We start from the raw sequence: 24,970 nt of genomic DNA, 5'->3' as shown, positions 1-24,970 counted from the left end.
AGCGCTTGAGCAGGAACACCCCGCCGCCGGCCAGGCGCATGAGGTAACGACCGACCGACCTGCCCCGTGAATCCACCATGGACGCCCGTCCACCCTCCCCGCCTGGCCGGTGAACGGGCGGCCCGGGTCAGCGGCCCGCGAGCAGCCGTTCGCGTACCTCGCGGCGCAGGATCTTGCCGATCTGGGAGTACGGCAGCTCGTCGACGATCACGATCCGGCGCGGCACCTTGTATCCGGCCAGGTGGGTGCGGCACGAGGTCCGGATCGCCTCCGGCGTCACGGCCACCGCCGGGTCGATCACCACGGCGGCGACGACCTCCTCGCCGTCGCCGGTGGGCAGTCCCACGGCGGCGGCCTCGCGTACGTACGGGATGCGGCGCAGCGCCTCCTCCACCTCGGACGGGTAGACGTTGAAGCCGCCGGTGATGATCAGTTCCTTGATCCGGTCGACCACCGTGATGAAGCCGTCGGCGTCCATGGTGACGATGTCGCCGGTACGCATCCAACCGCCCGGCAGCAGCACCTTGGCCGTCTCCTCCGGGCGGTGCCAGTAGCCGGAGAACACCTGCGGGCCGCGGACCAGCAGCTCGCCGGCCTCGCCCGGCGCGCGGTCGCGGGTCGGGTCCTCCGGGTCGACGATGCGCGCGTCGGTGGAGGGGAACGGCACGCCCACGGTGCCGGGCCGGCGGGTCGGCGCGACCGGGTTGCCCACCGTGATCGGGGACGTCTCGGTCATGCCGTATCCCTCGACCAGCAGGCCGCCGGTCACCTGCTCCCACAGCTCCACGGTGGCCGGTGGCAGCGACATCGCGCCGGAGATCGCGTACCGGATGGAGGTGAGGTCGACGCCGCGTTCGCGGGCGACGGTGGCGAGCTTCGCGTAGACCGGCGGTACGGCGGGCAGGAACGTCGGCGGGCGGCGGCGGACGGCGTCGAGCACCTGGTCGGCGTCGAAGCGGGGGAACAGCACGAGTGTCGCCCCGATGCTCACGGCGAAGGTGAGGCAGAGCGTCAGTCCGTAGGCGTGGAACAGCGGCAGCACCGCGTACACCGTCTCGGCGCCGTCGCGCAGGCCCGGGACCCAGGCCCGGCCCTGCGCGGCGTTGGCGCGCAGGTTGCGGTGGGTCAGGACCGCGCCCTTGGGCTCGCCGGTGGTGCCGCCGGTGTACTGCAGCAGCGCCACGTCCCCGACCGCCGGCGCGGGATGCCCGGCGGGCAGCGGCCCGGCGGCGGCGACCAGCTCCGACCAGGGCAGGGCACCGGGCGCGGGGGCGGTCATCGCGGAGCGGGCGGCGCGGACCTTCGGCAGCGGCATCCGCAGCGCCCACCGCTTGAGCCGCGGCAACGCCGCGGTCAGGTCGACCGCCACCACGGTACGCACGGCGCCGCGTCCCGCCACCAGCGGCGCGACCTTGTCCCACGCGATCGCGACGACAGCGCCGTGGTCGGTGAGCTGCCGGTCCAGTTCGTCGGCGGTGTACAGCGGGTTGTGCTCGACGACCACCGCGCCGAGGCGCAGCACGGCGTAGAACGCGACCACGTGTTGCGGGCAGTTCGGCAGCACCAGGGCGACCCGGTCGCCCGGGCCGACGCCGAGCCGGCGTAGTGCCTCGGCGGCGCGGGCCACCTGGTCGGCCAGTTCGGTGAACGTGGTGGTGGCGCCGTAGAAGTCGAGCGCGACCCGGGGACCGAACCGCCCGGCAGCCTCGTCGAGCAGGTCGACGAGCGAGCCGTCCGGCTCGGCGATGTCGGCCGGCACCCCGGGTGCGTAGCTACGGGTCCAGGGTCGCTGGGCGGTCGCGTCCATCGCCGTTACTCCTCGTCGCGCGGATGACGCCCCCAGCCTAACTTGACCATTCGGTAACCTACGTTCACGTAGGTTGCCGGGTGGGTCACACTCTCCGCAGGTCAGCGTCGGCGGGTCGAGTGCTGGTGCACCACCCGCCGGCCCTTCACGATGCCGAAGATGATGACCGCGGCGAGCGCGATCACGCCGATGATGACGAGCCAGCGGACCGCCTCCAGCAGCAACCCGAGCAGGATGAGCACACCGGCGACCACGCCGACCACCCACAGCAACGCGCGCATGTCCCAGCCTCCCGTCGTACGGTGGGCCGTGCGCTTTCCCGCTGATCGGGCGGCCATGCGCCGCCGGGTGGATCAGTGCCGGGCCACGTACACCGTGTTCGCCGCCTCCCGGCCCTGCAACGGGTTCGGGAACCGGACGACGTGCGCCACCGAGGTCGGGAACACCTCGGTGAGCGTGCGCTGGAACGCCGGGTCCGGCGGGTCGTTCGACCACAGCGCGAAGACGCCCTCCGGGTGCAGCAGCGCGGCCAGCCGGCGCAGCCCGCCGACCGTGTAGAACGGGGCGTGGCTGGGGTGCAGCACCTGGCGGGGGGAGTGGTCCACGTCCAGCAGCACCGCGTGGAAGCGGCGCCCGGGCTCGTCGTCGTCGAAACCGTCGCCCGCGACCGCGGCGAAGAAGTCCGCCCGCACGAACCGGGTACGCGGATCGGTGGCCAGGCCGGCGGCGAACGGCAGCAGATCCCGCCGGTGCCAGTCGATGACGTCCTCGATCGCCTCGACCACCACAAGCGAACGCACCCGGGGATCCTCCAGCGCGGTCCGTGCGGTGTAGCCGAGGCCGAGCCCGCCGACCACCACGTCCAGCGCCTCACCGGTCAGCGGGGTCAGCCCGAGCCGGGCCAGTTCGATCTCCGCGACCGGGAAGGCGCTGGACATGAGGTACTCGTCGTCGAGCTTCACCTCGTACACGTCGGAGTCCAGAGCCGGGTCACGGCGCCGCCGCAGGCTGATCTCGCCGATCGGCGTCTCCCGCCAGGCCAGTTCCTCGAAACGCGCGCCCACCCGGTGTCCTCTCCGCCGATCCGTCCCCGGATGCTACCGGCCGGTCCCGGGCCCGGCCCGGCGAAACGACGGCGTCAGTCGGCGGGGCGGGTGGCCACCACGACGGTGTCCAGCGCGTCGACGGTGCCGCCGTCGGTGCCCGGGACCGGCCGGTGGGCCGTCTCGGCCCGCTGCACCCGCAGCCCGGCCAGCCCGTCGACCACCGACTCCGGCGTGAGCAGCACGTCCGGGTCCTGCGGGCCGCCGATGCCGCCGGCGAGGTTGGCCAGGTCGTGGCCGACCACCACGAGCGTGCCACCGGGGCGCAGCGCGGACTTCGCCGCGGCGAGCACCCCGGCGAACTCCGGCGCGGGCAGGTGCAGGTAGCTGATCAGCACCAGGTCGTAGCTGTTCGGCACCGGCCGGTACGCGGTCACGTCCGCGACCCGCCAGTCAACTGGGACGCCGCGCGCGTCGGCCAGCTCCCGCCCCCGGTCGACGGCCACCGCGGAGAAGTCCACCGCGTTGACCCGCCACCCCTGACCGGCCAGCCACACCGCGTTGCGGCCCTCGCCGGCGGCGATGTCCAGCGCTGACCCGGGAGTCAGCCCGATGACCGACTCGACAACGAAGCGGTTGGGCTCAGCGCTCCACACCAGTCCGGACGTGTCGGCGTACCGGCTGTCCCAGGCGCTGCTGTCCACTGTGCCCCCTCCTCCGGCGGCCCCACACCGCCATGGTGACCGTACCGGCCACGGCAAGCGGCCCCACGGCGAGTCCCCACACCGGCGGCAACTGCTGCGCGAGCACGAACACGCCCATCACCACGACGAACCAGCCGAACCCCCGGCGCAGCAGGTCGGCCGGGATCCGGCCGGCGAGCCGGCCACCGAGCAGGCTGCCGACGACCGCGGCGGCGGTGACCCCGGCGGCCAGACCCCAGTGGATCTGCACGCTGGACAGGTAGCCGGCCAGGCCGGCGAACGACTTCATCGCGATGACGACCAGCGAGGTGCCGACCGCGACCGGCATCGGCAACCCGCCCAGCAGGGCCAGGGCGGGTACGACCAGGAAGCCGCCGCCCGCGCCGACCAGACCGGTGACCAGGCCGACGACCACGCCGTCTCCGACCACCCGCAGCATCGGCAGCTCGTGCGGCACCGGGTGCCCCTCGACGGGCTTGCCCCGGAGCATCGCGACCGCGGTGGCGAGCATCATCAGGGCGAACCCGGTCAGCAGTACGCCGGCCGGGACGAACTCGGCCAGCCGGCCGCCCGCGTACGCGCCGGTCATGCCGGCCACGCCGAAGATGAGCCCGGTACGCCAGCGGACCCGGTTCGCCCGCGCGTGCGGCAGTACCGCGACGGCGCTCGTCACGCCGACAACGAGCAGCGAGGTGGTGATCGCCTCCTTCGCGGGCAGGTCGGCGACGTAGACCAGCAGCGGCACGGCGAGGATCGATCCGCCGCCGCCGAGCAGGCCCAGCGTCGCGCCGATCAGCACCGCGCCGGCCAGCGTCAGCACGAGGGTGGTCACCTGCGGCTCCCGTCACGCAACTGCCCCACGATCGTGTCGAGGTCGCAGCTCGCGCCGCGGTTGTACGGCAGCTTGCTCAGCAGCACGCCCATGGCGCAGGTGTTGGTGAGCGCGGCGAACGTGAGGCCCGCGCCGATGAACGCGGCGACCCACTTGAGGCCGGGGACGAACACCGACCCGAGGACGGCGGCGAGCACGATCGAGCCGGCGACGAGGCGCACCTGGCGCTCCAGGTCCCAGCGCGACCGGCCCTGGTTGACCTGTGCGCCGGTGGCCTGCCAGGCCAGCATTCCGCCGTCGAGCACCTTGACGTTGGGCAGGTCGACGGTGCCGAGCGCCTGACCGGCCTGGCCGGCCCGGGCGCCGGAGCGGCAGATCAGCACCACGTCCTCGTCCAGGTGGCCGCGCAGCTCCGCGCGGTGCTCCCGGAGCAGGTCCAGGGGCACGTTGTACGCGCCGGGGATGTGCGCCGCCTCGAACTCGCCGGGCGTGCGCACGTCGAGCATCCGCGGCGTACGGCCGGCGGCGATCAGTTCGCGCAGGGTCGCCGCGTCGATGGTGGTGGGGGTGGTCGTGGTCATGCTCTGTCTCCTTCACCGGTGTTCTCGGGCAGGGTCCGGCGCCGGCCGGCGTGGGGACACGCCGGCCGGGCGCTGGGGGAGAGGTCAGGCGACGGGCGCCATGCGTACGCCGGCCGCCTCGGCCCGGCCGTACGAGTCGTCGATCAGCACCACGTCCCGGCCGGCGTTGGCGAGCAGGGACGCGGCGGCGGTGGCCCGGTAGCCGGAGCCGCAGTGCACCCAGATCGTCCCCGCGGGGATGTCGGCGAGCCGCTTCGGCACGTCCGGCAGCGGCACGTGCACCGCACCGTCGATGTGCCCGGCCGTCCACTCGCCTGTCATCCGCACGTCGAGGACGACCTGCGGCTCGGGCAGCCCGGCCTGGGTCTTCCCGGCCTGCGCGGCGGCGAGCGCGCCGAAGTCGGCCACGGGCAGCTCACGCAGCTGCGACGGATCCGTGGCCCACCGCGCGGGTTCGCCGGTGGCCTGGGCGGCCGGACGGTCGATGCCGATGCGCACCAGTTCCCGCTGGGCGTCGGCGACCTGCTCCGGGGTCTGCGCCAGGAACGTGATCGGTACGCCCCAGTCGATCAGCCAGCCGAGCCACGTCGACATCGGCCCGTCCAGGCCGAGGCTGACGGTGCCGGCCAGGTGCGAGGCCGCGTACGCCTTGCGGTGGCGCAGGTCGACCACCCACTCCCCGGCGGCGATGCGGCGGCGCAGCTCGTCGGCGTCGGCGCGGGCCACCGGCGTGAGGTCGACCGGGGTGGGACCGGCGGCGTTGGCGACGCCCATGTGGGCGTAGTACGCCGGGTAGGCGTCCAGCCCGGCCAGTGTCTCGGTGACGAACTGGTCGGCGGCCAGCCGCAGCACCGGGTTGGCCTGCTTCTCCCGGCCGATCGTCGACTCGGGCGCGTCGGCCTGGCTGGCCGAGCAGAAGCTGCCGAAGCCGTGCGTCGGCCACACCTGCGCGCCGTCGGGCAGCAGGTCGGCCAGCTTGCGTGCCGAGGCGTGCTGGTGGTGCGCCAGATCGTGCGCGTACTGCTGGCCGAGCAGGTCGGTGCGGCCGGTGGTGCCGAACAGCAGCGAGCCGCCGGTGAACACGCCGGCCGGGTTCCAGCCGCCGTCGGTGGCCTCGTCGAGCGCGTACGACAGGTGGTGGAACGTGTGGCCCGGGGTGCCGATCACCCGCAGCCGCATCGTGTCCGACACCGGCACGGTGTCGCCGTCGGAGACCGGGGTCCGGTCGAACCCGACCGGGTCGGCGGCGGCCACCAGGTACTGCGCGCCGGTGATCCGGGCCAGTTCCAGGCCGCCGGAGACGTAGTCGTTGTGGATGTGCGTCTCGACCACGTGGGTGATCCGTACGCCCTCGGCACCGGCCAGGTACAGGATGCGGTCGATGTCGCGCTGCGGGTCGACCACGATCGCCACCCGGCCGTCGGAGGCGAGGTAGCTGCGGTCGCCGAGCGAGGACGTCGCGATGACGGACACGTCGAGAGTCATGCCGTTTCCTCTCTTTCCCCATATACCACCGGGGGTATATGGGGGGCAGGCTGCGGCCCGGGGTTTCCGGGCAGATGTCTACCCGCCCGCGTCGCGGTCACACGGCGCGGACGGATCCGGTCGGGCGGGCGCGTCAGGCCAGGGACAGGAAGAGCTTCTCCAGCTCATCCTCGGTCATCTCCGGCTCGTCGCCCGCCTGGCGGGCAGCGTCGCAGTAGCGCATGCCGGAGGCGATGATCTTGAAGCCGGCCCGGTCGATGGCCTTGGAGACCGCGGCGAGCTGGGTCAGCGCGGCGCGGCAGTCCTCGCCGTTCTCCATCATCTCGATGACGGCGTTGAGCTGCCCCCGGGCCCGCTTGAGCCGGGTCAGCGCATCGCCTGTCATCTCCGGTCGAAGATTCACGTCCCACCTCCTGCGATCGAAGATACCCCAGGGGGTACCAGTGTCGCCACCCGTCCGGCGGCCTTGGTCCGGACCTCGTCCATGTCGAGGTCACACACCGCCCGGATCGGCTCCTCCAGCCCGGCCGCCGGCAGGGCGCCCGGCTGGGCGAACACCAGCACGCCGTCCCGGAGCGCCATGAGTGTCGGGATCGACCGGGTCTGGGCGGCGGCTGCCAGGGCGGGCCGACGAACTAAGGTCGGCGAGGACACGGAGGGTCTCCAGGGACGTGACGGAGCGTCTATTCTGTGCGCCGGCGATCCCGGCGGAAGGTACACGATGGCGTCGCGGCAGGAGCAGCTCCACTCGTACCAGTTCAGCGTCCAGCGGGCGGTCGCCGCGCTCGTCATGCGGGAGACGGACCCGCCGCAGTCGCCGTTCCGGCGGCTGGCCGGCGCGGGTCTGGCGAGCGTCCTGGTCGCGGCGATCGCGCTCGGCGGCGTCGCGCTCCACGGCCTGTTCACCGGTGGCGGCGACTCGTGGCGGGAGACCGGCGCGGTGATCGTGGAGAAGGAGTCGGGTGCGCGGTTCGTCTACCGGGACGACAAGCTGCACCCGGTGCTCAACTACGCCTCCGCGCTGCTGATCATCGGCGCGGAGCGGCCGAAGACGGTGCTGGTCAGCCGCCGTGCCATCGACGGGGTGCCACGCGGCCTGCCGCTCGGCATCGCCGACGCACCGGACTCGCTGCCCGCGTCGGACCGGCTCGTCCGTGACGCCTGGACGCTGTGCTCGGCGGCGGGTGACGACGCCGGGCGCGAGGAGGGCGGGCGCCCGGCGGCCGGGCGCGGCGAGGCCCGTTCGGTGCTGCTGATCGGGCGGGCAGCCCCCGGCGGCCGGGCGCTCGGCGACCAGGGCCTGCTCGCCCGGCACCCGGACGGCGGCCTGCACCTACTCTGGCACGACCGGCGCTACCTGCTGCGCGACACCGACCGGGTGCTCGCCGCGCTCGCCGCCACCCGGGAGCGGGCGGTGCCGGTGGCGGCGGCGCTGCTGAACACGCTCCCGGCCGGCGCCGATCTGGCCCCGCCACCGGTGGACGACCTCGGCGCGCCGTCCGAGCGGGTCGCCGGCGCGGCGGTGGGCGACGTCTACCTGGTGCGCAACTCCGGCGGCGGACGGCAGTACGCGGTCGCCCAGCGGGGCGGGCTGGCCGGCATCACCGAACTGCAGGCGGCGCTCCTGCTGGCCCGGACCGGCCAGCGGGAGCCGGAACCGATCACGCTCGGCCGGTTCGCCGCGCTGCCGAAGCTGCCCGGTCTGGTGCCCGGCGGGGCGACCGCGCCGCCCGCCGTACCGCCCCGGCTGGCCGCCGCCGAGGGTGCGCTCTGCGCGCGGGCCGGCGACGACGGCGGCCTCCGCGAGCTCCGCCTCGGCGTCACCGCGCCGGACCCGGCCGCCGCCGCGCGCACGCCGGGCGGCCGGGCCGGGCTCGCCGACGCGGTGGTGGTCGAGCCGGGACGTGGCGCGCTCGTGGAGGCGGCGCCCGCGCCGGGCGCGACCGGCGGCGCGATCTGCGTCGTCACCGACCTGGGCCGGCGGTACGCGCTGACCGGCGCCGACGTGCCGGGCATGCTCGGCTACGCGGGCGTGCGTCCGGCGCGGCTGCCGGCGGGCCTGGTGGACCTGCTGCCGGCCGGCAGCCCGCTGGATCCGGAGGCCGCCCGCACGGTCGCCGCACCCGCCTGAGCGCCGGGCCGTGCCGGCTCGGACGCACAGCCGCGCCGGGCCGCGCCGGCTCGGACGCACAGCCGCCGAGCCGGGGAAAGAGCAGCGGGTCAGCCGGCGGGGCGGCGCAGCACCGTCACCGCGAAGTCGGCGTCGTCCCGCCACGGCCGCAGGTCCCAGGTGGCGAACCGGTGCTCGGGGCGCAGCCCGGCGGCGATCGCGTCGGCGTCCAGGTCGGCCACCGGGTAGCCGCGGTCGGTGGCGAAGCCGACCACCACCAGCCCGTCCGGGCGTACGTGCGCGGCGACGCGGCCCAGCACGTCACGTTCGGTGCCGGGGGCGACGAACACCATCACGTTGCCGGCCAGCACCGCGGCGTCGAACGGCTCCGCCTCGCCCTGCTCGGCCAGGTCCAGCTCGGCCAGGTCGGCGACCAGGAAGCGGGGGCCCGGGTGGTCGGCCCGGGCCGCCCCGACGAGCGTCGGGTCGGCGTCCACGCCCACGACGTCGTGCCCGCGGGCGGCGAGCGCGGCGGCGACCCGGCCGGTGCCGCAGCCGGCATCCAGGACACGTGCACCAGGCGGTACGAGCGCGTCGAGCAGCCGCGCTTCACCGGCCAGGTCCGCGCCCTCGGCGGCGAGCTGACGGAACCGGTCCACGTACCACTGCGAGTGGCCGGGGTTCGTGTCGGTCACCCATCGGGTCGGCTTGGCCATGCGCCCACCGTAACTGATCTTGCGAGGCCGGGTCAGGTGAGCGCCAGGAACGCGCCCGCGGCGAGCGGCCCGCCCAGCGCGACGCCGGCCAGCACCTGCGGCCAGGTGTGGTCGCCCATCAGCAGCAGCAACCCGGCCGCTACCGAGGCCAGCCCGATCGACAGCGGCCGGGCACGCTGCGTGCGGTCGCCGACGTGCCGGTCGGTGAGACACCCTCGGCGGACGCCTGACGCGAGCAGCGACAGGCCCAGCGACACGGTCCACCGGTCCGGCCGGTCGACCAGGAACACCAGCGCGAACAGGTACTCGTTCCAGGCAATCATGAAGTCGTGCAGCGCGACCGCCATCACCGACGGGGCGGCCAGCGGCAGGCTGACCCGGCGGATGATGCCGAGCCGGCCGGCTCGACCTCCACCCGGCAGTCGTGGAACGTCGGCGCCTCGCCCAAATCGGTGTCCCGGACGCCGGTGACCGCGTTGACATTGGACCGGCCGGGGCTGCGCCGCGCCCAGTACGCCTTGTAGGTGAACGCCAGCCCCGGCCGGGTCGCCTCGTCGACAGCCACCGCGGCGAGGAACGCGCCCCGGTCGTTGTGCACGCGTACCGCGTCGCCGTCGGCGAGTCCGCGCGCCGCCGCGTCGGCCTGGTGCAGGTGCATCCGGGGCGGCCCGGCGCGGCGGGTGTGCCACGGCAGCGAGGCGAACGTGGAGTTCATCAGGTAACGGTTGGCCGGGGTGAGCAGCGTCAGCGGGAACCGGTGGGCCAGCTCCGGGTCCGCCGCCTCGGCCGGTGGCGTGTACCCGGGCAGCGGGTCCACCCCGAGCGCGGCCAGCGCCGGGTCGTGCAGCCGGGCCCGCCCGTCCGGAGTGGGGAAACCACCCTCGGCGTACGGCGCGGAGCCCACCGGCACGCCGGTGAGCCGGGCGTAGGTGCGTTCGCGCAGCTCCTCGTACGTGATCGGGGCGCCGGCCAGCAACTGCCGGGCCAGGTCCTCGTCGCTGTCCCGGAACGCCGGGTGGTCGATCCCGAGCGCGGCGGCGATCCGCCGGAAGATCTCGGTGTTCGGCAGCGCCGCGCCCGGCGCGCGGGTCACCGGCAGGTTCAGCGTCGTGTAGTGGTGCCCGTAGGAGGTCTGGAGGTCCAGGTGCTCGGGCTGCATGGTCGCCGGGAGCACCACGTCGGCGTAGTCGCAGGTGTCGGTCCAGCGCTGCTCCAGCACGACGGTGAACAGGTCGGCGCGGCCGAGCCCGGTCAGCAGCCGGGCCTGGTCCGGCGCGGTCGCCGCCGGGTTGGCGTCGAACACCACGAGCGAGGTGACCGGCGGGTCGGCCTCCCCGGTGAGCACGGCGGCCAGCCGGCTCATGTTCAGCGACCGGGCCGGCGGGGCGGGCATGCCGGCCGGGCGGATCACCGGCCCGTTGTCGACCGGGTGGTGGCCGCTGGTGGTCACCAGCGCCCCGCCGCCCGGGTATCGGAAGTCGCCGGTGACCAGCGGCAGCGCGCAGATCGCCCGGATCGCCTGCCCGGCGCCGTGGTGCCGTTGCAGGCCCAGCCCGACCCGTACCGCCGTCGGGCGGGTGGTGGCGATCCGGTCGCCGAGCCGGCGGATCGTCCCGGCGGGCAGGCCGCACTCGGCGGCGGCGCGCTCCACCGGCCAGTCGTCGAGCCGGGCGCGCAGTTCCGGCCAGCCGGTGGTGTGCGCGGCCAGCCACGCCTCGTCGGCCGCCCCGGCGTCGCGGACGTGCCGCGTCAGCCCGAGCGCGAGCGCCGCGTCGGTGCCTGGTAGCGGTGCGACGTGCTCGTCGCTGCGGGCCGCCGTGTCGGTGCGCAGCGGGTCGATGGTCACCACGTACGCGCCGCGCTCGCGGGCCTGCTGCACGAACGGCCACAGGTGCAGGTTGGTGACGAGCGGGTTGGCGCCCCAGAGGACGATCAGGTTCGCCTCGACGATCGACTCCGGCTCGAAGCCGACCGAGGCGCCGTAGAGCGAGCGCAGCGCCGCCCGCGCCGCCGCCGTGCAGATGGTCGTGTCCAGCCGGGACGCGCCCAGGTGGGCGAAGAGCCGCGGGCCCATGGTCCAGCCCTGGACCAGGCCCATCGTGCCGGCGAAGTAGTAGGGCAGCACCGACTCCGGGCCGTCCCGTTCGATGCTCGCGCGCAGCCCGGCGGCCACCCGGCCGACTGCCTCGTCCCAGCTCGCCGGCCGGTACGCGACCCGGCCGGTGCCCTTGCGGCCGGTGCGGATCCAGGGCGTGGTGAGCCGGTCCGGCCCGTTGACCGCATCCAGGTAGCGGTTGACCTTGCCGCAGAGTGCGCCCCTGGTGAACGGGTGGTCGCGGTCGCCGCGCAGCGCGACCGCCCGGCCGTCCTCCACCGTGAGCTGCCAGACGCAGGTGTCCGGGCAGTCCAGCGGGCAGGCACCGGGGTGGGTGGTGACGGGGGCCATGGGCGGATGCTACCCCCGGTTCGTGGTGCTGCCGCCACTCGTCGTGACCGGCCCGGGCCGGTGGCGTTTGGCCGGGACGGGCGCGGGTACCCGCCGGGGCCGACCGTTGTGGGCGTGGTGCCCACCGGCGGCGGCGAGGGGAGGATGGGATGCGGTTCCCCCTGTTCGTCGAGGCGGTGGCGCGGCGGGCCGAGTTGCCCGCCGACGAGGCCGCCACCGTCTCCCGGGCGGTGTTGCAGACCCTCGCCGACCGGATCACCGCGGACGAGGCGACGGACCTCGCCGCGCAGTTGCCGGACGACGTGGGCGGCTATCTGGAGCCCGGCGGCACCGCCGCCACCGGTGGCGCTGTGGACTTCCTGTACCGGGTGGCCGAGCGCGCGGCGGTGGACCCGGCGGTCGCCGAGGTGGGCGCCGTGGCGGTGCTCGCCACGCTGCGCGACACGGTGACGGTGGGGGAGTTCCACGATCTCGTCGCGCAGCTCCCGAAGGGCTTCGACGCCATGGTGGACCCCATTCCGCGACCGCCGTACGATGTCTGAGCAGGCTCCCCGTGATCCGGGTCGAGCTGCGGCACCGAGGCCGTCTGCGGCGAAGATTCCACGGCCTGGAAGTATTCTCTCCGTAAAATAGTTTGTCCGCGGTCACCTACGCTGCAAATCGTCTACGCGCTAGAGGGATGATCGGACGAATTCCTCCGTCCGAGGTTCCACGGTGCCGTCCCCTCTTCGGTTCGAGCCTCGTCGCTGCTCTTCCGGCGCACGGATCGAGCCATATTCTGCTTCCAATGTGAAGTCCTGGGGGGGATCAATGATCACATTCGTCGATCGCTGCGTGCCTGTCCTCGGTGGAGCGCAACCCGTTTCCTGACATGGCAGAGACGATGATCATCAATCGTTTCGGCGCGATCGCGGCGGTACACGGCGGACGTCCGGCCCTTCTCGGTGAGACCCACGAGGTCACCTACACCGAGCTGGCCGGGGCGGCCGGCGGGCACGCTGCCGTGTTCGCCGCCGCGGGCCTGCGCGCCGGAGACCGGATCGCGCTGCTCACCGCGCACGGTGCGCCCACCGTGGCGGCGCTGCTCGGCGCGCTCGCGGCCGGGTGCGCGTACGTGCCGCTGGACCCGGGCTTCCCGGTCGCGCGGCTGCGCCACATGGTCGACGCCGCCGGTGTCACCGCCCTGGCCTGCGCCGCCGAGCACCGCGAACTGGCGTCCACGCTGGCCGGTGACCGGCCGGTGGTGCCGCTGGACGACGTGCCGCCGGCTCCGCTGCGCCCGGTCCCGGCCGACCCGGACGCGCCGGCGTACGTGCTGTTCACCTCCGGCTCCACCGGCGTGCCGAAGGCGGTCGGGCAGACCCACCGCAACCTGGCCCACGTCGTCGACAACCAGATCGCCGCGCTCGGTGTCGGCCCGGACGACCGGCTCAGCCTGCTCGCGTCGTTCAGCTTCGACGCCGCCATCCCCGACCTCTATCCGGCGCTGCTCACCGGCGCCGCAGTGGTCCCGGTCGACCTGCGCCGCCACGGGCTGGCGCACACCGTCGAGCAGCTCGACCGGCACCGCGCCACGGTGCTGCACTGCACGCCCACCGTCTACCGCTTCCTGCTCGACACACTCGGCGCGCGCCGGCTGCCCACGGTGCGGGCCGTGCTGCTCGGCGGCGAGCAGGCCACCTGGGCCGACGCAGCCCGCGGCCGGGACCGGTTCGCCCCCGACTGCCTGCTCGTCAACGGCTACGGCGCCACCGAGATGACGTTCGCCGCCCGGCACGTGCAGCCGCTGTCCGAGGTGGACCCGGACGCCCGGGGGCCGCTGCCGGTGGGCGTCGCGTTCCCCGGCTACCGGCTGGACCTCGCCCCGGACACCGGCGAGATCGTGGTCCGCAGCCGCCACCTCGCCCCCGGCTACCTCAACCAGGACAGCGACCGGTTCGGCGCCGACGCCGACGGGGTGCCGTCGTACCGCACCGGTGACCTCGGCCGGCTGCTGCCCGGCGGGGAACTGGTCTGCCTCGGCCGGCTGGACCGGCAGGTCAAGGTGCGGGGGCACCGGGTCGAGCTGACCGAGATCGAGGCGGTGCTGTCCGCCCAGCCCGGCGTCGCGGGCGTCCGCGTCGTCGTCCGCGACGGCGAACTGCTCGCGTACGCCCGCCGGGCCGGTGCCCGCCCGGACCCGGCGGCGCTGCGCGCGGCGCTGACCGCCGCGCTGCCCGGCTACGCCGTGCCCCGTGCGGTAGTGGTGGTCGACGAGTTCCCGCTCACCGTCACCGGCAAGGTCGACGAGCGGGCGCTGCCCGACCCGGTGACCGAGGTGCCCGCCGAGCAGGCACCGGCCACCGACACCGAACGCGCCGTGCACGACATCTGGTGCGCGGTGCTGGACCGCGACGCGGTCGCCCGCACCGCCAGCTTCTTCGACGTGGGCGGGCAGTCGCTGCTGCTGGGTCAGGTGCAGCAGCGACTCGCCGAGCGCTTCGGCGTACGCCTGCCGATGCTGCGCCTGTTCGACCACCCGACCGTCGCCGCCCAGGCGGCGCTGCTGCTGGACGCCCCGCCCGAGGCGGTCCGCGCCCCGGTGCTGCCCGCGCCCGCCGCGCCGGTGCGCGCCGCCCGCGAGTACACCGGCGACGAGATCGCCGTGGTCGGTGTCGCCGGGCGGTTCCCCGGCGCGCCCGACGTGGCCACCTTCTGGTGGAACCTGTGCACCGGTGTCGACTCGGTGCACGACCACACCGACGAGGAGCTGGCCGCGCTCGGCGTCGGCCCCGCCCTGCGCGCCGACCCCCGGCACGTCCGCGCCACCGGCCGGCTCGACGGGGTGGCCGACTTCGACGCCGAGTTCTTCGGTCTCGAGGCCGACGAGGCCGACCGTACCGACCCGCAGCACCGGCTGTTCCTGGAGACCGCCTGGGAGGCGCTGGAGGACGCCGGGCACGATCCGGCGCGTTTCCCCGGGCTGGTCGGCGTCTACGCCGCCACCTCGGCCAACCGCTACTTCCTGTTCCACCTCATGGACAACCCGGCGGTGGTCGGCGACGTCGACCCGGACGACTGGGAGGCCCGGCTCGTCGGCCGCCAGTTCACCGACCACCTGCCCGGGCAGGTGGCCTACCGGCTCGGGCTGACCGGCCCGGCGATGGCCGTGCAGAGCGCCTGCTCCAGCTCACTCGTCGCGGTGTGCGTCGCCGCGCAGAGCCTCGCCGACTACCAGTGCGACCTGGCGCTGGCCGGCGGGTCCACGGTGATGTGGCCCCGGCACCGGGCGGGCGGGCTCGCCTCGCCCGACGGCCGGTGCCGCGCCTTCGACGAGGCCGCCGCCGGCTCCGGGTTCGGCTCCGGCGCGGGCGTGGTGGCCCTGCGCCGGCTCGCCGACGCACAGGCCGACGGTGACCGCATCTACGCGGTCCTGCCCGGCTGGGCGGTCACCAACGACGGCCCGGACCGGGCCGGTTTCGCCGTGCCCGGCCCGGCCGGACAGGCCGCCGCCGTCGCGAACGCGCTCGCCTCCGCCGAGGTCGCGCCCGGCGAGGTCCGCCTCGTCGAGGGCCACGGCAGCGGAACCCCGCTGGGCGACGCCATCGAGGTCGCCGCGCTGCACGAGGTGTACGCGGGCGCCGCGCCCGCCGAGTCCACCGCGCTCGGCTCGGTGAAGACCAACATCGGCCACCTCGACGCCGCGGCCGGCATCGCCGGGCTGATCAAGACGGTGCTGGCGGTACGGCACGGCGTGATCCCGCCGAACCTGCACTTCACCCGCCCGCACCCGGAGATCGACCTGGCCGCCGGACCGTTCTACGTGCCCACCAAGGCGCGGGACTGGCCGGACGACGCGCGCCGGGTCGCCGGAGTGAGCGCGTTCGGCCTGGGCGGCACCAACGCGCACGTCGTGGTGGAACAGCCGCCGCCCGCCGAGCCGGCCGACCCACCCGGAGAGGGACCGTGGCTGCTGCCGGTCTCCGCGCGTACCCCGGTGGCGCTGCGGGCCGCGCTGGCCCGCCTGCGCAGCCACCTCGCCGGGGCGGCCCCGGCACTGCCCGATGTGGCCGCCACGCTGGCGCTGGGCCGGCGCGCGTTCGCCCACCGGGCGGCGGTGGTCGCCGCCGACCTGCCGGCCGCGCTGTCCGCGCTGGACGTGCTGCTGGACACCGACGCCCGCGTCGCCGGTGACGGCGGCCCGCTGCGTGAGACGGCGGCCGAGTGGGTCGCCGGGCGCGACGTCGACTGGCACGAGCTGCATCCCGAGGGCACGGTCCGGCGCACCGGACTGCCCACCTACCCGTTCCAGCGCCGCCGGCACTGGATCGACCCCGTGCAGAAAGGTCCGCGGTGAACTGGTTCGTCTCCGCCGGAAGCCGACCCGAGGCGCCGGTGCGGTTGTTCTGCCTGCCCTACGCCGGAGCGGGCGCCAGCGTGTTCCGGCGCTGGGCCGCCGAGTTCGGTCCGGGCGTCGACGTGGTGCCGGTGCAACTGCCCGGCCGGGAGAACCGGATCACCGAGGATCCGCGCTTCGGCGTGGCCGAGGTGGCCGACGCCATCGCCTCCCGCGCCGACCGCCCGTACGCGATCTACGGCCACTCGATGGGCGGACGGCTCGGCTTCGACGTGGTCCGCGAGCTGCGCCGCACCGGTCGCCCGCTGCCGCTGCGGCTCTACGTCGGCGGCGCCCGCGCGCCGCACGTCGCCACGCCCGGCCCGTTCGACGGGTTGTCCCGGGCCGGCGACGACGAGCTGCTGCGCCGCCTCGGCGAGGGCGGCGGCCTCCCCGCCGAACTGCTCGCCCACCCCGAGCTGGTGGAACTGCTGCTGCCGCTGCTGCGCGCCGACTTCGGCCGGGTCGACGACTACCGCCATGTGCCGGGCGAGCCGCTGCCGGTGCCGATCGTCGTGTTCGCCGGCCGCACCGACCGGGCGGTCAGCCGGGAGCAGAGCGCCGCCTGGGCCGAGCACACCGCGGCCGGGTTCACCCTGCACGAGCTGGACGGCGGGCACTTCTTCCTGCACGACCGGCTGACCGAGCTGGCCGCGCTGATCCGGGCCGACCTGACCGCCGCGCCCACCGACACCCGCGCCGCCACGCCGGACGCGGGTCCGGACCCGGTGCGCGCCGCCGGTCGCGGGACCGCCGGCGCCGCGCACCGGGTCCCCCTCGGCGACACCGGCTGGTCGGTGTGGCGCGACGCGATGCTGCGGACCACCGGGTTCCCGGCCGACGGGCTGGAGCTGTTCACCGCGCCCCGGGCCGCCGCGGCGGCCGACGAGCTGCTGGCCACCGGCGCCGGTGCGGACCGGTTCACCAAGGAGTTCGAGGAGGCGCTGCGCGCCGGCGCGCAGCGGTTCAGCGAGCTGGCCGCCGACCCGCTGCTGCGCGAGGCGGTCACCTGGCAGAACCGGGGCGCGCTCGTCGCGTTCGACGGGCTGGTGCGCGGCGGGGCCGACGCGGCCCGCAACGTGCGCCGCCGGGACCGGGAACGGGCGTTGCTGAAGTACTGGCAGCGCTACTGCGGCAAGAACGAGACGGTCGGCTTCTTCGGTCCCGGCTGCTGGGTCACAGTCGATCCCGCGCAGCCGGACGTTGCCCGGGTCGACCCCGGCGAGCGCCTGACCCGGCGGCGCTGGGTGTGGTTCGAGTCGTGGGCGCTGTCCGCGTACGCCGCACGGATCGGCGCGGACCTGGCGGTGCGCCGGTGGTGGCCGCCGATGCTGCGGGCCCACCTGGCGGTCCGGGACCGCGACGTGCTGCGGCCCGGCCGCCCGCCGCTGACGCTGACCCCGGTCGAGGCCGCGCTGCTGCGCGCGGCGGACGGCCGGCGCGCCGCCGCCGACCTGGTCGCCGATCCGGCGATCGGGCTGCGCCGCTCCGAGGACGGGTACGCGCTGCTCGACCGGCTGGTCGAGCGGGAACTGATCACCTGGGACGCGGCCCTGCCGGTGAGTCCGGACGCCGAGCGGGTGCTGGCCGACCGCATCGACGCGATCGGCGACGAGCCGGCCCGCGCCGCCGCCCGCGCCGGGTTCGACCGGCTGCGCGCCGCCCGCGACGACGTCGCCGCCGCAGCGGGTGACGCGGACCGGCTGCGGGCCGCACTGGACGCGCTGGACACCACGTTCACCGAGCTGACCGGCGTGCCCGCGGTACGCCGGGCCGGGCAGATGTACGCCGGCCGCACGGTCTGCTACGAGGACAGCGCCCGGGATCTGGACGTGGTGTTCGGCGCGCCGCTGCTGGCCGAGCTGGCCGCCCCGCTGGACGTGCTGCTGCGCGCCGCCCGCTGGCTGGCCAACGCGCTCGCCCGCGCCTACCTCGACGTGCTGCGCGGCCTGTACGACGAACTGCGCGCCGAGTCCGGCAGCCCGGTGCCGCTGGCCGACCTGTGGTTCCTCGCCCAGGGGATGTTCTGGGGCGACGGGGAGCGGCCGGTCGACGCGGTGGCGGCGGACTTCGCGGCCCGCTGGGCCGGGCTGTTCGGCCTGGACACGCTGCCCGCCGGCACCACCGACGTGCGGCTGCGCGCGACCGACCTCGCCGGCCGCATCGACGCGGCGTTCCCCGGCGACGGTCCCGAATGGTCGAACGCCGCCATCCACAGCCCCGACCTGCAGATCTGCGCCACCGACGCGGACGCGCTGCGGCGCGGCGACTACACGGTGGTGCTCGGCGAGCTGCACGCCGCCTGGTCGTCGTTCGACTGCGCGGTCTTCACCCCGTCGCACCCGGACGTGGAGCGGCTGCGCGACGCGCTCGCGGCGGACATGGGGCAGCGGCGGGTCCGGCTGCTGTTCCCGGCCGACTGGCCGCGGCGTACCAGCCGTACCGCCGAGTCGCTGACCGGCCCGGCCGACCGGCACCTGGCGTTCCTCGACGCGCCGGGCGCCGACCCGGCCCGCGTGCTGCCCACCGTCGGCCTGGTCGTCGACGAGGTGGACGGCGATCTGGTCGCCACCGCCTCGGACGGTCAGCGCTGGCCGCTCGTCGAGATCTTCGCCGAGCCGCTCAGCGCGCACGCCGTGGACGGGTTCAAACTGGTCGCCGCCGCGCCGTACACGCCCCGGGTCACGGTGGACCGGCTGGTGCTGGCCCGGCAGACGTGGCGGACCACAGTCGGCGAGAGCGGCCTGGCCGTGCCGAACGGCGAACCGGACCGGTTCCTCGCCGTCCGGGGCTGGCGCCGCCGCCTCGGCCTGCCCGAGCGGGTGTACGTCAAGCTCGGCACCGAGACCAAGCCCTGCTTCGTGGACCTGTCCGCGCCGGCGTTCGCCACCACGCTCTGCGCGATGGTGCGTGCCGCCCGGGTCGACGGCGGCGACGACGTGTCGTTCACGGTCAGCGAGATGCTGCCCGCGCCGGAGCAGGCGTGGGTGCCCGACGGGCAGGGCCGCCGCTACTTCAGCGAGCTGCGCCTGCACATCACCGACGCCCGGCGGGAGGAGTACCGGTGAGCCACCTGCTGCCCCTGGGCGAGACCGGCTGGTCGGTGTGGCGGGACGTGGTCCTGCGTACCGCCGGTTTCCCGGCCGCCGGGCTGGACCGGTTCGCCGCGCCGGACTGCGCCGCCGCCGCGGACGCGCTGCTCGCCGGCGACACCGGCCCCGAGGTGTTCGGCAAGGCCCTGGCCGAGGCGTTCGCCGAGTCCTCGGCGGTGGCCGGCGAGCTGGCCGCCGACCCGCTGCTGCGCGAGGCGGTGACCTGGCAGAACCCGGACATGCTGATCGCGCTGGACGGGCTGCTGCGCACCGACCCGCAGGTCCGCAACGTGCGCCGCCGCAAGCGCGAGCTGAGCCTGCTGCGCTACTGGCAGCGCTACTGCGGCAAGGCCGAGACGATCGGCTTCTTCGGCCCGGTCTGCTGGGGCACGTTCGACACCACCCGGCCCGGGGTGCACACCGTGCCCGGTGACGCGCTCGTGCACCGGCGGCGGGTGTACTTCGAGGCGTGGGCGCTCATCGCGTACGCCGACCGGCTCGCCGACGACCTGGCGGTGCGCCGGTGGTGGGCGCCGGCCCTGCAACCGCACCTGACCGTCGCCGGGCGGGAGCTGCGCGTCCCGCTGCACCCGCCGATCGCGCTGACCCCGGTCGAGGCGCTGGTGCTCGGCGCCTGCGACGGGCGCACGCCGGCGGTGGAGCTGGCGGAGCGGCTGTGCGACGCCGGAGAGGTGCACAGCGCCGACGACGTCTACCTGTTGCTGGACCGCTGGGTCGAGCACGGCCGGCTCAACTGGGGTGCGAACCTGCCGATCGCACCGGACGCCGAGCGCGTGCTCGAAGCGCGGATCGCCGCGATCGGCGACGATGCGGTCCGCGCCGCGACGGCGGCCGAGTTCGGCCGGCTGTGCGCCGCCCGCGACGAGGTGGCCGCCGCGGCCGGCGACCCGGACCGGCTCGGCGCCGCGCTCGCCGCGCTCAACGCCGGGTTCACCGCCGTCACCGGCCGCCCGGCCACCCGGCGCAGCGGGCAGATGTACGCCGCCCGCACGGTCTGCTACGAGGAGACCGCCCGCGACCTGGAGTTCCGGATCGGTTCGGCGGTGATCGACGCGCTCGCCGAGCCGATGGCGGTGGTGCTGCGTACCGCCCGCTGGTTCACCGGCGAGGTGGCCGGCCGCTGCGGCGACCTCTTCACCGAGCTGCACGAGGAACTGGTCGCCGACGGCGGACCGGTACGGCTGGCCGACCTGTGGCTGCTCGCCCAGGGCACGCTCGTCGCCCCGGACGGCCCGATCGGCCGGGCCGGCGCCACGCTCACCGCACGCTGGGCCGAGCTGTTCGGCCTGGCGGACCTGCCCGCCGGGCAGGCGGAGCTGCGGCTGCGCGCCGCGGACCTGACCGAGCGGGCCCGGGAACTGTTCCCGGCGACGCGGCCCGGCTGGCCGTCGGCCCGGCTGCACAACCCGGACGTGCAGCTCAGTGCCGCCTCGCCGGAGGCCGTGGAGCGCGGCGACTTCCTGCTGGTGCTCGGCGAGCTGCACCCGGCCTCGGTCGCCTTCGACAGCGCGGTGCTCAGCCCGTTCCACCCGGACCCGGCCGCGTTGCGCGCCGACCTCGACGCCGACCTGGGTCCGGTCCGGCTGCGGGTGCTGTGGCCGGACAGCTTCCCCCGCCGCACCACCCGCACCACGTACGCGCTGACCGGCCCGGCGGACCGTCAGCTCGGCATCGACACCGCGCACGGCGCCGACGTGGACCGCCTGGTCCCGGCCACCGCCGTGCTGGTCGAGCGCACCGGCGACCAGCTCACCGCGGTCTTCCCCGACGGCGCCCGCTGGCCGCTGATGGAGGTGTTCGCCACGCTGCTCGGCTCGCTGCTGCTCGACGCGTTCAAACTGCTCGGCGCCGCCGCGTACACGCCCCGCATCACCATCGACCGGCTGGTCGTGGCGCGGCGCACCTGGCGCACCACGGCCGGGGCGTGCGGGCTGGGCGGCCACTCCGACGAGTCCGCCCGCTACCTGGCGGTACGCCGCTGGCGCGCCGAGACCGGCCTGCCCGAGCGGGTCTTCGTCAAGGTCGGCACCGAGATCAAACCCTGCTACGTGGACCTGACCGGGCCGCTGTACGCGCAGTCGCTGTGCGCCATGGTCGACGCCGCGCTGCGTACCGGGCCGGACGTGCCGGTGGTGGTCTCCGAACTGCTGCCCGCGCCCACCGAGGCGTGGGTGCCCGACGCCCGGGGTCGCGGCTACGTCAGCGAACTCCGCCTCCAGATCACCGACCCGGCCGAACCCCTTGGAGCACTCCGGTGACCGATACCCTTACCGTCAGCGCCGTCCACGGCCCGGATCTGCCCTGGCCGGACGCCACCCTCGCGGACCTGATCACCGAGCAGGCCGCCCGCACGCCGGACGCGGTGGCGGTGCGCCAGTGGGACACCCGCCTCACCTACCGCCAGCTCGTCGACCGGGCCGCCGGGGTGGCCGCCGCGCTGCGCGGGCACGGCGTCGGCCGGGGCGACCGGGTCGGCGTGTGCGGCGCGCGTACCCCCGACCTGGTGGCCACAGTGGTCGGCGTGCTGCTGTCCGGCGCCGCGTACGTGCCGCTGGAGCCGGGCGGCCCCCGGGCGCGGCTGCGCGGCATCGCCCGCGACGCGGGCGTACGGGTGGTGGTCGGCGACGCGGCAGCGGCCGAGTTCGGCGACGAACCCGGCGTGACGACGCTCGGACCGCCCGGGCCGGCCCCGCTCGCGCCCGGCCCGGCCCGCCCCGGCGACCCGGCGTACGTGCTGTTCACCTCCGGTTCCACCGGCCGCCCGAAGGGCGTGCTGAACACCCACCGCAACCTGGTCGAGTTCGTCACCGGCGTGACCGCGCTGACCGGCGCCGACGCCTCGGTGCGCAGCCTCGGCATCGCCTCGCTCGGCTTCGACGTGGTCGTCATGGACCTGTTCGTGCCGCTGACGCTCGGCGGGTCGGTGCAGCTGCTCGGCGCCGAGGACCGGGCCGACCCGGCGCGGATCGCCCGGTTCGCCGCCGCGCACGAGGTGACCTGGGGCTTCATCACCCCCACCGTGCTGTCGCTGCTGGACCCGGCCGGGTTTCCGTCGTGGCGGGTGCTGATCTGCGGCGGCGAGGCGGTCCCGGCCGAGCTGGTCGCCCGCTGGTCGCCCGGCCGGCGCTTCGTCAACGGCTACGGCCCGACCGAGACCAGCGTCCTGGCGGTCACCTGCGACCTCACCGACGCCGACACCGACCCGATGCCGATCGGCCGGCCACTGCCCAACCACCGGGCGTACGTGGTCGACTCCGACCTGCGGCCGGTGCCGGCGGGCCAGACCGGCGAGCTGCTCATCGGCGGGCCGGGCCTGGCCGACGGCTACCTCAACCGGCCCGGCCTGACCGCCGAGCGGTTCGTGCCCGACCCGTTCGGCGACGTGCCCGGCGAGCGGCTCTACCGCACCGGCGACCTGGTCCGGCAGGGCCCGGACGGCCGGATCGTCTACCTCGGCCGCGCCGACCGGCAGGTGAAGGTACGCGGCCAGCGCATCGAGCTGGGCGAGATCGAGGCCGTGCTGGCCGCCTGCCCCGGCGTCGAGCGCGTCGCGGTGGAGGCGGTACCCGGCCCGGCCGGCCCCGAGCTGGTCGCGTTCCTCACCCCGGCCGGCGCGCCGGACGACGACGAGCTGCGGGCGTACGCGGCGACACGGCTGACCACCGCGATGCTGCCGGCCCGGATGGTGCGGCTGGACGCGCTGCCGGTCAGCGCGACCACCGGAAAGCTGGACCGGCCGGCGCTGCGCGAGCTGGCGGCGGCCACCCCGGCCACCGTGGACGACGCGCCCGCCGGCGACGACCCGGTGACGGCCGCGGTCCGGCGCGCCTGGACCCGGCTGCTCGGCGCCGCGCCCGCCCCGGACAGCGACTTCCTCGCCGCCGGCGGCAACTCCATCGCCGCGATGCGGCTGGTCGCCGCGCTGCGCGCGGAGCTGGGCCGACAGGTGGACACGCGGGTGCTGTTCGCCGACCGCACGTTCGCCGCGTTCGTGGACCGGGTCCGCGCCGCCGACCCCGCCGACGCCGACGGGCTCACCACCGGCAACCCGCCGACGCTGTCGCCGCCGCAGCGGCGGCTGTGGTTCATGGACCATCTCGCCCCGTCCAGCGCGCCGTACAACATCGCCGTCGCGCACCGGCTGCGCGGGCCGCTGGACGTCACCGCGCTCGGCGCCGCGCTGCGGGCCGTCGCGGAACGCCACGACGTGCTGCGCTGGCGCATCCCGCACAACGGCGGCGTGCCGTACGCGGTCCGCGAGGAACCCACCGACGTGGCCGTGCCGGTGGTCGACCTGACCGGTGCGCCCGACCCGGACGCCGAGCTGGCGGGCATGCTCGCGGCCGGCGCCGGGCACGCGTTCGACCTGGCCACCGGGCCGCCCTGGCAGGTGACCGTGTACCGGCTCGACGCCGACGAGCACGTGCTCGCGGTGACTGTGCACCACGCGGTCTTCGACGGCTGGTCCGAGGCGTTGCTCTACGACGAGCTGGCGCTCGCGTACGCCCGCGCGCTCGGCCGGTCGGTGCCGGGCCGCCCGCCGCTGCCCGCCACGTACGCCGACTACGCGGTGTGGCGCGCCGACCGGGACGGGCGCCGCGGCGAGACGGACCTGGCCTGGTGGACCGCGCACCTGGCCGGCGCTCCCACGGTGCTGGACCTGCCCCGCGACCGTCCCCGACCGGCTGTGCAGACGTACGCCGGCGCGGAGGCCGCGGTGCGGCTGGACGAGACCGCCGACCGGGCCGTGCGCGACCTGGCGGCCCGGCGCGGCACCACTGTCGCGGCGGTGCTGCTGGCCGCGTTCGGCGAGCTGCTGCGCCGGGTCACCGGCGGTGACGAGCACGTGCTCGGCGCGATCGTCGCGGATCGGCGGCTGGCCGCGTTCGACGAGGTGATCGGGTTCTTCATCGACACCGTGCCGGTGCGGGTCCGCTCCGGCGGCGCGAGCTTCGCCGAGCAGGTCGACCGGGCCGCCGCCGAACTGCACGAGGTCACCGCCCGCCCGGGCGCCCCACTGGAACGTATCGTCGAGGCGCTCGGCGTGGGCCGGGACACCTCCCGCGCCCCGCTGGTGCAGGTGCTGTTCAACGTGCTCAACTTCGTCGCGCCCCGGCTGGCGCTGACCGGCCTGACCGCCGAGCCGGTGCCGGTGCCCAAGCCCGGGTCGCCGTTCGACCTGACCGTCTACGTGGTGGAACGCGACGGGCGGGCCGGTGTCGAGGTGGTGCACAACCCGGACCTGTTCACCGCCGAGCGGATCACCGCGCTCCTGACCGACCTGGCCGCCCTGGTCGGCGCGCTCGCCGCCGACCCGGACGCCCCGGCCGCCGAGGTCGCGCCCGAGCTGCCCCGCCCGGCGGTGCGGGTCGCCGCGCTCGGCGCGATGACGGTGGCCACCGCCGAACCGGCCCGCGCGCCGCTGCCCGCCGGCTCGGACGCGCTCACCGCCACCGAGGAGCTGATCGCCGGGATCTGGCGGGACGTGCTCGGCCGCGACGCGGTCGGGGTCAGCGACAACTTCTTCGACATCGGCGGCCACTCGATGGCCCTCGCCGCGGTGCACGCCCGGCTCACCGAGGCCACCGGCCGCTCGATCACCATGCTCGACCTGTTCCGCCACCCGACCGTGCGGGCGCTCGCCGCCAGCCTCGACGGGGCCGCCGACCGACCGGAACTGGCCCGCGCCGCGATGCGCGCCGCCGCCCGGCGGGGCCGCGCCCGCCGTACCCCGCCACCTCGCCGACCCCACCCGTGA

Annotated in this window: 17 protein-coding genes and 1 pseudogene; 6 read left to right on the top strand and 12 right to left on the bottom strand. The window is 75.6% G+C overall.

The genetic code is table 11. The features are described from left to right. Window positions 1-127 precede the first annotated feature (127 nt). From GA0070215_RS25175 to GA0070215_RS25135, 9 genes and pseudogenes are all read right to left on the bottom strand, one after another. On the bottom strand, window positions 128-1,807 hold the full coding sequence (locus GA0070215_RS25175) for a long-chain-fatty-acid--CoA ligase (RefSeq protein WP_091050592.1): 1,680 nt from the start codon (window positions 1,805-1,807) through the stop codon (window positions 128-130). A 101-nt stretch (window positions 1,808-1,908) separates the two neighbouring features. After that, on the bottom strand, window positions 1,909-2,088 hold the full coding sequence (locus GA0070215_RS25170) for a hypothetical protein (protein ID WP_018787202.1): 180 nt from the start codon (window positions 2,086-2,088) through the stop codon (window positions 1,909-1,911). A 72-nt stretch (window positions 2,089-2,160) separates the two neighbouring features. After that, window positions 2,161-2,871 (bottom strand): polyamine aminopropyltransferase, encoded by a 711-nt coding sequence (locus GA0070215_RS25165; protein WP_091050589.1) that lies wholly within the window; start codon window positions 2,869-2,871, stop codon window positions 2,161-2,163. Window positions 2,872-2,945: 74 nt separating this feature from the next. Beyond that, entirely contained in the window at window positions 2,946-3,554 is a 609-nt protein-coding gene (locus tag GA0070215_RS25160; RefSeq protein ID WP_091050586.1) for a class I SAM-dependent methyltransferase, read from the bottom strand. After that, entirely contained in the window at window positions 3,493-4,386 is an 894-nt protein-coding gene (locus tag GA0070215_RS25155) for a sulfite exporter TauE/SafE family protein (RefSeq protein WP_091050584.1), read from the bottom strand. The genes GA0070215_RS25160 and GA0070215_RS25155 overlap by 62 nt, the downstream gene beginning before the upstream one ends. Then, entirely contained in the window at window positions 4,383-4,967 is a 585-nt protein-coding gene (locus tag GA0070215_RS25150; RefSeq protein ID WP_091050579.1) for a rhodanese-like domain-containing protein, read from the bottom strand. Before GA0070215_RS25150 ends, GA0070215_RS25155 begins: the two co-directional genes overlap by 4 nt. Window positions 4,968-5,051: 84 nt before the next feature. Next, window positions 5,052-6,452 (bottom strand): MBL fold metallo-hydrolase, encoded by a 1,401-nt coding sequence (locus GA0070215_RS25145; RefSeq protein WP_091050576.1) that lies wholly within the window; start codon window positions 6,450-6,452, stop codon window positions 5,052-5,054. A 133-nt stretch (window positions 6,453-6,585) separates the two neighbouring features. Next, the gene (locus GA0070215_RS25140) at window positions 6,586-6,855 is read right to left on the bottom strand and encodes a metal-sensitive transcriptional regulator (RefSeq protein WP_091050573.1); all 270 of its coding nucleotides are present in this window, start codon (window positions 6,853-6,855) and stop codon (window positions 6,586-6,588) included. Beyond that, window positions 6,852-7,073: pseudogene (locus GA0070215_RS25135) on the bottom strand (thioredoxin family protein); the annotation flags it as partial. The pseudogene GA0070215_RS25135 and the gene GA0070215_RS25140, both read right to left, overlap by 4 nt. Window positions 7,074-7,173: 100 nt before the next feature. Between GA0070215_RS25135 and eccB the strand changes: the two are divergent. Continuing rightward, window positions 7,174-8,583 (top strand): type VII secretion protein EccB, encoded by a 1,410-nt coding sequence (gene eccB / locus GA0070215_RS25130; RefSeq protein ID WP_091050572.1) that lies wholly within the window; start codon window positions 7,174-7,176, stop codon window positions 8,581-8,583. 89 nt (window positions 8,584-8,672) lie between these two features. On the opposite strand, the gene GA0070215_RS25125 is transcribed toward eccB, so the two are convergent. From GA0070215_RS25125 to GA0070215_RS25115, 3 genes are read right to left on the bottom strand one after another with little or no spacing between them, the layout of a single operon-like run. Then, window positions 8,673-9,278 carry a class I SAM-dependent methyltransferase gene (locus tag GA0070215_RS25125; RefSeq protein ID WP_091050569.1) on the bottom strand — a complete coding sequence of 202 codons (606 nt, stop codon included), beginning with the start codon at window positions 9,276-9,278 and terminating at the stop codon, window positions 8,673-8,675. 32 nt (window positions 9,279-9,310) lie between these two features. Beyond that, window positions 9,311-9,625 (bottom strand): hypothetical protein, encoded by a 315-nt coding sequence (locus tag GA0070215_RS28550; RefSeq protein ID WP_244167139.1) that lies wholly within the window; start codon window positions 9,623-9,625, stop codon window positions 9,311-9,313. Continuing rightward, a complete protein-coding gene (locus GA0070215_RS25115) occupies window positions 9,625-11,724 on the bottom strand; it encodes a molybdopterin-containing oxidoreductase family protein (RefSeq protein WP_091050565.1) in 2,100 nt (699 codons plus the stop codon). The genes GA0070215_RS28550 and GA0070215_RS25115 overlap by 1 nt, the downstream gene beginning before the upstream one ends. Before the next feature lie 149 nt (window positions 11,725-11,873). Between GA0070215_RS25115 and GA0070215_RS25110 the strand changes: the two genes are divergently transcribed. The 5 genes from GA0070215_RS25110 (at window position 11,874) to GA0070215_RS25090 (ending at window position 24,970) form a co-directional block, all read left to right on the top strand. Continuing rightward, the gene (locus tag GA0070215_RS25110; RefSeq protein WP_018787216.1) at window positions 11,874-12,266 is read left to right on the top strand and encodes a DUF2267 domain-containing protein; all 393 of its coding nucleotides are present in this window, start codon (window positions 11,874-11,876) and stop codon (window positions 12,264-12,266) included. Between the two features lie 341 nt (window positions 12,267-12,607). After that, on the top strand, window positions 12,608-16,060 hold the full coding sequence (locus GA0070215_RS25105; RefSeq protein WP_244167138.1) for an AMP-binding protein: 3,453 nt from the start codon (window positions 12,608-12,610) through the stop codon (window positions 16,058-16,060). Further along, window positions 16,057-19,167, top strand: coding sequence for a thioesterase domain-containing protein (locus tag GA0070215_RS25100; RefSeq protein WP_091050561.1), 3,111 nt, complete (start codon window positions 16,057-16,059; stop codon window positions 19,165-19,167). The genes GA0070215_RS25105 and GA0070215_RS25100 overlap by 4 nt, the downstream gene beginning before the upstream one ends. Further along, a complete protein-coding gene (locus GA0070215_RS25095) occupies window positions 19,164-21,470 on the top strand; it encodes a lantibiotic dehydratase (protein WP_091050557.1) in 2,307 nt (768 codons plus the stop codon). Before GA0070215_RS25100 ends, GA0070215_RS25095 begins: the two co-directional genes overlap by 4 nt. Beyond that, window positions 21,467-24,970 (top strand): non-ribosomal peptide synthetase, encoded by a 3,504-nt coding sequence (locus GA0070215_RS25090; protein WP_091050555.1) that lies wholly within the window; start codon window positions 21,467-21,469, stop codon window positions 24,968-24,970. The genes GA0070215_RS25095 and GA0070215_RS25090 overlap by 4 nt, the downstream gene beginning before the upstream one ends.

This window comes from Micromonospora marina, assembly GCF_900091565.1.
Taxonomy (GTDB): Bacteria; Actinomycetota; Actinomycetes; order Mycobacteriales; family Micromonosporaceae; genus Micromonospora; species Micromonospora marina.
The sequence above is the reverse complement of the archived record's forward strand: the minus strand, read 5'-3'. Positions and strand labels throughout refer to the sequence as shown.